This is a genomic window from Bradyrhizobium sp. (assembly GCF_049691595.1).
Taxonomy (GTDB): domain Bacteria; phylum Pseudomonadota; class Alphaproteobacteria; order Rhizobiales; family Xanthobacteraceae; genus Bradyrhizobium.
The window spans coordinates 1-11,562 of the sequence record NZ_JBAVNZ010000165.1 but is presented as its reverse complement, the minus strand read 5'-3'; the positions used below and the strand labels follow the sequence as shown (position 1 = coordinate 11,562).

Annotated in this window: 9 protein-coding genes; 4 read left to right on the top strand and 5 right to left on the bottom strand. The window is 63.2% G+C overall.

Features of this window, described 5'->3' with window-relative positions:
- Nucleotides 1-524 (top strand): anti-sigma factor family protein (locus WCE35_RS07365; protein WP_424592688.1); only part of this gene is annotated, 524 nt, incomplete at its 5' end.
- Between the two features lie 10 nt (nt 525-534).
- Here WCE35_RS07365 and hpnO read toward each other — a convergent pair.
- Nucleotides 535-1,926: an aminobacteriohopanetriol synthase HpnO gene (hpnO, locus tag WCE35_RS07360; protein ID WP_424592687.1), complete on the bottom strand. Its 1,392-nt coding sequence runs from the start codon at nt 1,924-1,926 to the stop codon at nt 535-537.
- 100 nt (nt 1,927-2,026) lie between these two features.
- Between hpnO and WCE35_RS07355 the strand changes: the two genes are divergently transcribed.
- Nucleotides 2,027-2,704: a DUF2147 domain-containing protein gene (locus tag WCE35_RS07355; RefSeq protein ID WP_424592686.1), complete on the top strand. Its 678-nt coding sequence runs from the start codon at nt 2,027-2,029 to the stop codon at nt 2,702-2,704.
- On the opposite strand, the gene WCE35_RS07350 is transcribed toward WCE35_RS07355, so the two are convergent.
- Nucleotides 2,654-5,260, bottom strand: coding sequence for an MMPL family transporter (locus tag WCE35_RS07350; RefSeq protein ID WP_424592685.1), 2,607 nt, complete (start codon nt 5,258-5,260; stop codon nt 2,654-2,656). The two genes, WCE35_RS07355 and WCE35_RS07350, sit on opposite strands and share 51 nt — an antisense overlap.
- 466 nt (nt 5,261-5,726) lie before the next feature.
- Between WCE35_RS07350 and ispH the strand changes: the two genes are divergently transcribed.
- Together ispH and hpnH are read left to right on the top strand one after the other, a co-directional pair.
- Nucleotides 5,727-6,653, top strand: a complete 927-nt coding sequence (gene ispH, locus WCE35_RS07345) for a 4-hydroxy-3-methylbut-2-enyl diphosphate reductase (RefSeq protein ID WP_424592684.1) — start codon at nt 5,727-5,729, stop codon at nt 6,651-6,653.
- Nucleotides 6,654-6,690: 37 nt separating this feature from the next.
- The gene (gene hpnH, locus WCE35_RS07340) at nt 6,691-7,851 is read left to right on the top strand and encodes an adenosyl-hopene transferase HpnH (RefSeq protein WP_424592683.1); all 1,161 of its coding nucleotides are present in this window, start codon (nt 6,691-6,693) and stop codon (nt 7,849-7,851) included.
- 229 nt (nt 7,852-8,080) lie between these two features.
- Here the strand turns inward: hpnH and WCE35_RS07335 are convergent, their stop codons facing one another.
- The 3 genes from WCE35_RS07335 to WCE35_RS07325 form a co-directional block, all read right to left on the bottom strand.
- On the bottom strand, nt 8,081-8,740 hold the full coding sequence (locus tag WCE35_RS07335; protein ID WP_424592689.1) for a phosphorylase: 660 nt from the start codon (nt 8,738-8,740) through the stop codon (nt 8,081-8,083).
- Between the two features lie 116 nt (nt 8,741-8,856).
- Nucleotides 8,857-10,818 (bottom strand): squalene--hopene cyclase, encoded by a 1,962-nt coding sequence (shc, locus tag WCE35_RS07330; protein WP_424592682.1) that lies wholly within the window; start codon nt 10,816-10,818, stop codon nt 8,857-8,859.
- Between the two features lie 59 nt (nt 10,819-10,877).
- Nucleotides 10,878-11,562 (bottom strand): hydroxysqualene dehydroxylase (locus WCE35_RS07325; RefSeq protein ID WP_424592681.1); only part of this gene is annotated, 685 nt, incomplete at its 5' end.

The following is an 11,562-nucleotide window of genomic DNA, read 5'->3' as shown; positions in this document are numbered from 1 at the left end:
GCGCGGTGCTGCGCGGCTTTGCGCTTGGGTCGGCGGTGTCGGCGCTGGCGGCGACGGGCCTTGTCGCGATCGTGCTGCGCCACGACGACGAGGCGCGGATCCAGTCCGAAATGGTCTCGGCGCATCTGCGCTCGCTACAGGCCGGACATCTTACCGACGTGATCTCCACCGACCGGCACACGGTGAAACCGTGGTTCAACGGCAAGCTCGACGTGGCGCCGCCGGTGGTCGATCTTGCCGCGCAGGGTTTTACGCTGATCGGCGGCCGTCTCGATTACGTCGATGCCCGTGCCATCGGCGCCGTTGTCTATCGCCGCCGTGCGCATGTGATCAATCTGTTCGTGGCGCAGACCGCGAACACCGAACGCCACGCGGCCAGGATCACGGCGCTGCAGGGCTTCAATATCCGGCGCTGGAGCGATCGGGGCTTGAACTACTGGGCAGTCAGCGATCTCGGCGCCGATGAACTGGCCGATTTCGGCGACAGGTTCGAAGCCGCGATGCGGACGAATGCGGAGGGGTAGTTTGGCATATCTACGCCGACTTGCGCACGGCGTTGTCCACCAGGGTCTTGCCGAGCGACCAGATCGCGCCGGGGACCTTGTGGCTGGAGGCGATCACGGCATCGAACGCCTGCTCGATCCAGTCGCAGTCCTGCTCCGATATCACGAGCGGCGGCAGCAGCTTGATGGTGTGGCTGCCGTGGCCGGAGACCTGGGTCAGGATCTTGTGATCCTTGAACAGCGGCACCGTGATGAGCTGGCAGAACAGGCCCTTGTTGGCGCTCTCGAGCAGGTTCCACGACGCTTTCAGCGGCAGCGATTTGGGCGGGCCGAACTCGACGCCGATCATCAGCCCCTTGCCGCGCACTTCCTTCATCAATTCATAGCCGGGGACCATCCGGGTCAGCGCCAGCCGAAGCTCGGCGCCGCGTTTGGCGGCCGCCTCGACCAGTTTTTCGGACTTGATCACTTCCAGCGTGGCGATACCGGCCGCCATCGCCAGATCGTTTTTCGCAAATGTCGAGCCGTGCACGACGGCGCGGTCCATTTGATTGAAGATCTTGTTGAAGATGCTCTTGCGGGTCAACAGCGCGCCGACCGGGACATGACCGCCGGACAACGCCTTCGCCAACAGCACCATGTCGGGCTCGACATTCCAGTGCTCGACCGCGAGGAATTTTCCGGTGCGGCCGATCCCGGTCTGGATTTCGTCGGCGATCAACATCGAGCCATATTTGCGGCACAGCGCGGCAGCGCCCGGCAAAAATTCGTCCGTGGGCATATTGACGCCCTTGCCCTGGATCGGCTCGACGATGAAGGCGGCGACCTGGCGCGACGACAATGCCTGCTCGAGGGCTGCGAGATCGTTGAAGGGAACCGAGGTGCATCCCGGCAGCAGCGGTTCGAAGCCGCCGCGAAAGTTGGGATCGTCGGTCAGCGACAGCGCGCCGTAGGTCAGTCCGTGATAGGCATGGGCGCAGTAGACGATTCCGGGGCGGCCGCTCGCGGCGCGCGCGAACTTGATCGCGGCTTCGACGCATTCCGCGCCCGAATTGGCAAAGAACACCTTGTCCAGATATGGGACACATTCGATCAAGCGCTCCGCCAGCACGCCGGCGAGCGTCGAGACATCGAGTTGAACCAGATTGGGAAGGTCGCTGTCGAGCACGCCCTTCAGCGCATGGCGCAGCGCCGGATGATTGCGGCCAATCGCAAAAACGCCAAAACCGCTCAGTAGATCGAGATAACGTGCCCCGTCCCGATCGAAGAGATATTGACCTTGACCCTTCTGAAAACCGACATCGTAACCGATGGTCTTGAGCACCCGTACCAGTTGCTCGTTCATATAGCGCGCATGCATGGAACTGCGCTGCGCCTGCCGCGCCACAAACATCTCGGAAACGTCTAGATTTGAACTGAGCATTCGCTACATACTTCGGTTGATGACCATTTCGTCAACTGAAAACGAACATTGCGGCGTTTTAACCTCGATTGGATCATCTACTTAAGCATAGGTTTGAACCATGTTGCACTGCCCAAGAACGATCGCGCGCAGAATAGTCTGTTCTGGATTATTTTTTGCCAGCGGCCTTGCCACTGCGCTGGCGGCGGACCCCACCGGTGACTGGAGGGTCGCCGATGGTGTCGCCAACATCCGGGTCGCACAGTGCAACGGCAGCATGTGGGGTGTGGTTGCGTGGGAGAAAACGCCGGGCGGCAAGGATTCGCATAATCCGGATGCCTCAAAGCAGGGCAGGCCGACGCTCGGAATGCCGATCCTGCTCGACATGAAGAAGAAGGCCGGCATCGATCAGTGGGAAGGCCAGGTCTATAACGCCCAGGACGGACAAACCTACAGTTCGACCATCAAGCCAATTGGTTCCGACCAGCTGGAGATTCAAGGTTGCATGCTGGGTTTCCTGTGCGGCGGCGAGACCTGGACCCGGGTCGCCCCACCGATCCCCTCAAGCCCCGTCAACAGCATGGCCAAGGGCGCGCCGAAGGCCGCCACGGCGTTGCCCAGGACGGCGACCCCGGCAGTAGCGGCACCGGCGCCGCCCGCGCAGGCGGTGCCGAAGACCACCGGCGCAGCGAACCCGGCTCCCAAGCCGCCCGGTCAAAGGCAGGCAGCCGGTCAGGCGGCGACGGACTCAGTTGGTGACATCTGTCTCCTCCCGGATATCGCGCGGTTTGCCCATTAACGCCGGTTGGAACAACAGCACGGCGGCGAGCGTGGTGAGAAGCGAGAGCGCCAGCAGCTTGCCCATGCTGGCGGTGCCGGGATGACTCGATAGCCACAGGCTTCCGAACGCGGTGGCGGTCGTCAGTGCGCTGAAAAATATCGCCCGCGTCAGGCTGGTCTGCAGCAAATTCGTCCGGCCCGACCGCCACGCCGTCACATAGTAAATCTTGAACGCGACGCCGACGCCGAGCAACAGCGGCAACGCGACGATATTGGCGAAGTTGAGCGGCAGCCCGATCAGCACGCAGATTTCCAGCGTGACGGCGCCTGCCACCAGCAGCGGAACCAGCGTCAGCAGCACGTCGGTGACACGCCGCAGCGCCAGCCAGAGCAGCAGGCTGATCACGACCAGCGCCCAGATGCCGGCTTGAATGAACGCCCTGACCACGGTGTCGCCTGATTTGAGAATCGAAACCGGTCCGCCGATCGCATTCGGCTCGGCCTCGAGGACCGCGCTGGCGAATTTGCGCAGCGTTTCGTTGTCATTGGGATCGCCGCGCGGCAGCGCCTCGACGCGCATCAGCCCATCCCTGGACTTCCAGCCCTTCACCAGCTCGGCCGGCAGCGTTTTCAGGCTGACCGGCTGGGCCTGCATGGTGTTCCTGAGTTGCTCGAGCACCACCTTCAACGGTGCGACGAAAATGTTCTGGGCCTTGTCCCGCGTCGCCTGACTGGACAAGGCGAGTTTCGCCAGCGCATCGGCAAGGCGCCGCGCCGCCACCGCGCCCGGTCCCCTGGCATCGCCCGCGGTCCTGCGCAGGCTCTCGACCGATCCCTTCAAGGCTTCGGCATTCTCCTGATCGGAGGGCGCCGCATCGACCGAGTCCGGGTTCAGCGCGGGATTGAGGATCTTCGCCGCTTGCGCGATCAGTTTCAGTTTCACCGGCTGATCTTCCGGAACGAAACTCTCGAGCGACATCACGCGAAGCACTTCCGGCACCTGCTCGAGCCGCGCCTCGATCTTCTTCGCGTCAGCCTCCGAATTCGTCATCACGTTGATGGCATTGGCGCCGGTGTTCGGGTCCTTCCTCAAATCAAGGAAGGTCGCGATCGACTCCACCTTCGAATTGCGCAGATTGATCGGGTTGAAGTCGAACTTCATGAAATAGAGCAGCGGCAGACCGGCCACCGCGATCAGAAGCGTACCGACGATGATGACGACGCGGTGCCTTTCGAGGAAACGATCGACCGGCGCGAGGAAGGCATAGCCGACCGGTTCTTTTTCCCCGGGAGGATTGAGCAAGGTCAATAGCGCCGGCAGCAGCGTGATGCTGGTCAAAAACGCGACCAGCATGCCCGCGCCGGCGATCTTGCCGAGCTCCGAAATGCCTTTGTAATCGGTCGGCAGGAAACACAGGAAACCGGCCGCGGTGGCCATTGCCGCCAGCGACAGCGGGACTGAGGATCGGCGCGCCGCGCTCGCCAGCGCGAGCCGCAAATCATCCTTCTTGAAGCGCTCCGAGCGGTAGCGGACGCTGAACTGGATGCCGAAATCCACGCCCAACCCGATGAACAGCACGGCGAACGCGACCGAAAGCAGGTTAAGCGAACCCACCATCTTCAGGCCGGCCGCCGTGGTGATGGAAAGGCCGACCAACAAATTGACGAACACCGCGAAGATGATTTTCGACGAACGCAGGGCCATCCACAGAATCAGCAGCACGATCAGCGTGGTGCCGATGCCGTTGAGGATCGCGCCGTCCTGCACCGTCGCATATTCCTCGTTGGCAATCGGAACCGGCCCGGTCAGCCGCACCCGCGCACCATATTGGCCTTCGAAATTGAGATCCCTCGCCGCCTGTCGGATCGCGTCGGTGGCATCCCTGCCCGGCTCGAGCGAATTGTAGTCGAGGATCGGCTTGAACTCGATGAACGCGCGCCGAACGGAATCGGTCAAAGGCTTGTCGCTCACCAGTTCACGCCAGGAGAAGGTGGCGTTGCCCTTGTTCAGCACGTCCTCGACCGTCTGCGCGATCAGGTTGAAAGTCCGTTCGGCATTGTCCAGCTTGACCTGCCCGCGCTTGACGCCGGCAAGTCCGGTATCCAGCGCCCCGGTCAGGCCGCGGATCGAGGGATCGCCGGCCATGATCTCGATCAGGGGCGCTGCCGCCTCGAGCTGACCGGTGAGCTTGCCGACCTGGTCGACCGGGAGAAACAACAGCCCGTTCTTTTCAAAGAACTCGCCGGATCCGAGCGGCGTCACCGCCTCGAAATGCTTCTTGTCGCCGGACAGCTTGCCGGCAAGCGCCTTGCTGGCGGAACTGGTCAGCTCCGGTGTCGGCGCGTCGACGACCGCGAGGATCAATTTCTCCCGCTCGAAGGCATGTTCGAACTGGTTGTCGCGCTTGCGCCAGTCGAGGTCAGGCGAAATCAGCGTATTGATGTCGGTGTTGATGGAAAAGTTGCGGGCGGCATAGACGCCCGCGCCGATCGCCAGGATCAGGGAGATGACGACGACGGGAGTGGCAAACCGTGTGCAAGTTCTAACAATCGAGACAACAATACTTGTCAGCACATCGTTTCTTTCATTGAAGGGGCTTGCTCATTGAAGGGGCTTGCGAAAACGCCCGTTGTCTAGCGGAGTTCCAGGTGCCGATCTAACGTTGTTTTGGTCTCCGGGGAACCCGGGAGGGCGGCCAAGCGGGCCGAACCGGAACCGAGCGGCTGGTATAGACCGCCGCGGCGGACGAAAAAGTGACGAGGCCGGCAAAGCGCCGGGACGGTCAGAGAGCTTGTCGATACCGTACTATAATACCAATTATGTGTCGCTGGGGACGATTTCGTGATCTTCCTTTTCTAACCACCGGTTTTTTGACACAAAGCCCTGTGCTTCCATGCCTTTACGAATGGGGATCAAGTGAAGGAACTGGTCGTGGCGCGGATATTGCTGATATCCGCCTACCAGAGCTGTGGCTTCGGCAGGTCGCGGCTGTATGGAGTTTTTTGAATGAAATTGGTGCAACTTGCGTAACGGGCGTCCCATGGAAGTATATCTTGCGCAGCCGCGCGGATTTTGCGCGGGCGTCGTGCGCGCCATCGAGATCGTCGAGCGCGCGCTCGAGAAGTATGGCCCGCCGGTCTATGTGCGCCACGAGATCGTCCACAATAAATACGTGGTCGAAAGCCTGAAAAACAAGGGCGCGATCTTCGTCGAGGACCTGTCGGAGGTGCCTCCGCTCGCCGTCACCGTATTCAGCGCCCATGGCGTGGCGCGCAGCGTCGAGGAGGAGGCCGCCGCCCGCGGCCTGCCGGTGCTCAATGCCACCTGCCCGCTGGTGACCAAGGTCCATAACCAGGGCAAGCGCTATATGTCGAAAGGCCGGGCCCTGATCCTGATCGGTCACGCCGGCCACCCCGAGGTCGAGGGAACCATGGGTCAGGTTCCCGGCCCGGTGCTGCTGGTCCAGAACGTGGACGATGTGGCAGCCCTGACGCTGCCGGTCGACGCCCCGGTGGCCTATATCACCCAGACCACGCTCAGCGTGGACGACACAAGGGACATCATCGCCGCCCTTCAGGCGCGATTTACAGATATTCAAGGCCCGGACATCCGGGATATCTGCTATGCGACACAGAACCGCCAATCCGCGGTAAGGGACCTGAGCAAGCTGGTCGACGTCATCCTGGTGGTGGGGGCCGCCAATAGTTCCAACTCAAACAGGCTTCGCGAAATCGGCACCGAGGTCGGGGTCGCGAGCTATCTGATTGCCGATGGCAACGAGCTGAACCCCGATTGGCTCAAGGACGCGAAAGCCGTCGGCATCACGGCGGGCGCCTCGGCGCCCGAAGTTCTGGTCGACGACGTGATCGAGGCTTTGAGGCGTATCGGACCTGTGAAGGTGTCGGTGCTTTCCGGCCGCGAAGAAAATATCGAATTCAGGCTTCCCGCCGAACTGACTGCGAGCTGATCCACTTCTCTATCCAAGTCCAGAAAGAAATCTCTCAATGGCTATACCGTTCTTCAAGGAGCTGCGTATCGGCGGCTATCTCATCAGGCAGAAGCTGCTTGGCCGAAAACGCTATCCGCTGGTGCTGATGCTGGAGCCGTTGTTCCGCTGCAACCTCGCCTGCGTCGGCTGCGGCAAGATCGACTATCCCGACGCCATCCTCAACCGCCGCATGTCGGCGCAGGAATGCTGGGACGCGGCCGACGAATGCGGCGCGCCGATGGTGGCGATCCCCGGCGGCGAACCGCTGATCCACAAGGAGATCGGCGAGATCGTGCGCGGCCTCGTGGCGCGCAAGAAATTCGTCTCGCTGTGCACCAACGCGCTGCTCCTGGAAAAGAAGCTCGATCTGTTCGAGCCCTCGCCGTACCTGTTCTTTTCGGTGCATCTCGACGGCCTGAAGGAGCACCACGACAAGGCGGTGTCGCAGAAGGGCGTGTTCGATCGCGCGGTGTCGGCGATCAAGGCCGCGAAAGCCCGCGGCTTCACCGTCAACGTCAATGCCACGATCTTCGACGGGCATGCGGCGGAAGACATCGCCAAATTCCTCGATTTCACCACCGAACTCGGCGTCGGCGTCTCGATGTCGCCCGGCTACGCCTACGAGCGCGCGCCCGACCAGGCGCACTTCCTCAACCGCACCAAGACCAAGAAACTGTTCCGCGACGTCTTTGCGCTCGGCAAGGGCAAGAAGTGGAATTTCATGCATTCCGGCCTGTTCCTCGACTTCCTCGCCGGCAACCAGTCTTACGAATGCACGCCCTGGGGCATGCCGGCGCGCAACATTTTCGGCTGGCAGAAGCCCTGCTATCTGCTCGGCGAAGGCTACACCAGGACCTTCAAGGAACTGATGGAAACCACCGACTGGGAAACCTACGGCACCGGCAAGTACGAGAAGTGCGCCGACTGCATGGCGCATTGCGGCTACGAGCCGACCGCGGCCAACGCCGCGCTGGCCAATCCGCTGAAGGCGATGTGGGTAGCGCTGCGCGGCATCCGGACCTCGGGCCCGATGGCGCCCGAAATCAGCCTCGATCGGCAGCGTCCGGCCCAGTACATCTTCTCGGCCGAAGTGCAGAAGCGGCTGTCAGATATCCGCCGTGACGAGGCGCTCGCCGCTGCCGCCAAGCAGCAACAAAAAACCTCCACAGCCGCCTGAACCGAGGCCGGCCGGAAGCGCGACGAGTTTGCCCTCGTCGCGCGAGAACGGCGGCCGATCGGATTTGTCTGTGCGGTGAGCCAGGGCGCGTACTCATAAATCGAGCTTGATTGGCGCGACTTGCTCGATGTCCGCCGCGCCCCCGATTGCGACCAAATTCTGCAGTCCGGCCATGTCCACTGTGCCCGGAAATCGGAAATAATTTCAGAGCATTTTGCGTTGTTGCCTGTCAGATATCCGCCGTGACGAGGCGCTCGCCGCCGAGCAGAAAACCTCGACAGCCGCGCAGGCTGCGCAGCGCGCGATTGAAATCGATGCCGGTCGAGACCAGCGCGCGCAGCGTCGTCGGGTTGCGCACGATGCCGCGCAATATCTTGCGCAGGTCGATATCGCCATTCGGCTTGAGCGCGGTCTTCGCCAGTTCCGGCAAAGCACGGCCGGCCGGATCGCTGATCACCCGCAGCGCCGCGAACGGAAGGCCCGCCGCGGCCGCATAGGCGGCCGCGACATGGCTCTCCATGTCCACGGCCGCGGCCCCGGTCTCCGAACGCAGCGCGGCCTTGCAGGCCCGGGCGGCGACCACCTGCTCGACGCCCGCGAGCCCGCCCCTGACCACGCGCCGGCGTCGCAGCGCCGCCTTGGCGATCATTTCCTCGTTCAGCGCAAGCCCCGCCAGAAAGCGGGTATCGCCGGCCAGAACCTCGGTCGCCACCACCACATCGCCCGACCTCAGCGACGGATCGAGCCCGCCGGCGACGCCGAAGCTGATGACACCCCTGAATGACGACGAATCCAGCGTCGCCAGCAGCGCGCGCAATTGCCGGGGATCGCTGCTGCTGCAGATCACGATCATGCCTGGGCCGGCCGCGATGCGGGCCTCCTGCACCAAACCTGTCACGATCAAGACCGGACGTGGATCAATTGGGTTGCGATCAATTGGATTGCAATCAATCGAATTGCAATCAATCGAATTGTCCACGGTCGCGGCGGCCCCCGCCCCCAAGCTCACATTCCTGCCCCCACCACCCTGCTATTGGTGCTTCGCAAATTCCGATACCGCGCCAGCGCCCAGAGCGGAAAGAACTTGCAGTAGCCATGATAACGCAAATAAAACACCCTCGGAAAGCCCGTCGCGGTGTAGTGCGCCTCGTCCCAGAGCCCTTTTTCGGTCTGTGTGGCCTTTAGGTATCCCACCCCACGGGCCACGGCCGGGTGACCAACCTCCCCCGCCGCCATCAACCCAAGCAAGGCCCATGCCGTTTGCGAGGAGGTCGAGGGCGCATCCTCGAATCCCCTGTAGTCCAGCCGATAGCTGACGGCGTCCTCGCCCCAGCCACCGTCCCTGTTCTGGATCGAGGCCAGCCAACTCACCGCCTTGCGGATCATCGGGTCCTGGTGGTCGACGCCAACGGCATTGAGGGCGCAGAGCACCGACCAGGTGCCATAGATGTAGTTCAACCCCCAGCGGCCGTACCACGACCCCTCCGCCAACTGGGTCCGGCGCAGATAGGCGATCCCGTCCTTGACCGGCTTGCTGGTCCTGGCGGTCTGGCCGAGCTGCGCCAGCATCGAAATGCAGCGCGCGGTGACGTCCTCGGTCGGCGGATCGAGCAGCGCGCCGTGATCGGAGAACGGAATATTGTTGAGGTAATATTCGAGGTTGTTGACGTCGAAGGCGGCCCAGCCGCCATCGCGGCTCTGCATGCCCTCGATCCATTCGCAGCCGCGCGCGATCGCGGTGTCATATTCGGCGCTCGCCGACTGGCGCCGTACGCGATCCATCGCCATCACCACGACGGCGGTGTCGTCGAGGTCGGGGTAATAGGCATTGTTGTACTGGAACGCCCAGCCGCCCGGCCGAACGTCGGGGCGCTTGACGGCCCAGTCGCCTTTGAGGTCCAGCACCTGTTTCGACTTCAGCCAGTCGAGGCCCTGCTTCGCCTTCGGCAACGCCTCCTCGCCACCCGCCTCCAGCAGCGCGTGACAGGTCAGCGCGGTGTCCCACACCGGCGAGACGCAGGGCTGGCAATAGGCCTCGTGCTCGCCGATCACCAGTAGCTTGTCGAGACCCCGTCGCGTGATCGCGCGGGGCGGATAGTCCGCGGGTTTGCCGAACGCTTCATACATCATGACGGCATTGGCCATCGGCGGATAGATCGCGCCGAGACCGTCTTCGCCGTTCAGCCGCTCCTCGATGAACGCCACCGCGCGGTCGATCGCGCGGGCGCGCAGTTTTTTCGGGAATAGCGGTTCGAGCAGCCGCAACACGCTGTCGAGCGCGCGAAACAGCATAAACCAGCCCCAGCTTTGATGCGGCGCCTTCGCGGTCATTCCGATCGAATGCGGCGCCTGCAGGAACAACTCGTCGATGCCGACGCCCTTTGGATTCTTCGCCCGCGGCTTCAGCGCCGCCAGCACCATCAGCGGTACGATGGTGGTGCGCGCCCAGTACGAAATCTTGTTGATGTGAAACGGCGACCACATCGGCAGCAGCATGATCTCGACCGGCAGCACCGGCACGCTGCGCCATGTCAGCACGCCGAACATCGCCAGCATGAAGCGGGTGAAAACATTGCTGTGGATGGCGCCGCCGCGCGAGCGGATGGCTTCGCTGGCCCGCACCATATGCGGCGCATCGACGGAATCGCCGATCATCTTCAGCGCGAAATAGCATTTGACGCTGGCGCTGATGTCGAGCGGGCCGTCATGGACCAGCGGCCAGCCGCCATGGTCGCCCTGGACGCGGCGCAGGTAATTGGCAATCTTTCCTTCCAGCACGGCGTCGACCGGCTCGGCCAGATAGTGGCGCAGCAGCACATATTCCGCAGGGATGGTGCTGTCGGCTTCCAGTTCGAACACCCAATGTCCGTCGGGTTGCCGGTAGCCGAGCAGCGCCTCTGTCGCCGCCGAGATGCTTTGCTCCAGCGCGAGCGGATCGACGGCTGCGGTTTGATCGCGGGAAAGCATTTACGCGACATCCCCTGGTTCGCGACCGGCTGACCCGACACCGGTTTCGCTGCTTCCGATCAGGCCGGGCGCCTGGCGAGCACCAGATCGGCGGCGCGGTCTCCCGACCGCACCGATCCCTCGATGGTGGCCGGCAACCCCGTATCAGTCCAGTCGCCGGCAAGAAACAGGTTTTTCCAGGCGGTCGAGGTGCCCGGACGCAGCGCGTTCTGCTCCGGGGTTGCCTCAAATGTGGCGCGCCGCTCCCGCACGATCTGCCAGGGCGGCAATTCCCCCTCTACCCCGGCGGCCTTGCAGACATCCCGCCAGATCGCCTGCGCGAGTTCCTCACGCGGCATATCCACCAGCCGGTCGCCATTGCTGATGGTGACCGACAGGCGCTGCGGGAACGCGAACAGCCATTCCACCAGCCCGCCGACGACGCCAAGAATCGCCGGCGCATCCCTGGGCGGATCGACGCGGAAATGCGCGTTCACGATCGCGCGGAATTTGTTTGGCGTCTTGAGGCCCGGCAGCAGCGATGCGGCAGGCCGCGGCGGCACCGCCAACACCACGACGTCATCGGGCGCGAGCACGATCGTGTCGCCGCCGAATTTCAGCTCGCCGACATGGCCGGCCGACATGCCGAACCCGCGCAGCTCATGACCGAACTGGACGGTGGCGCCCTTGTCCCGCAGCAACTTGACCGCGGGCTCGACCAGAACCGCGCTCAAGCCCTGGCGCGCGATCAGCGGCCGGCAGGCC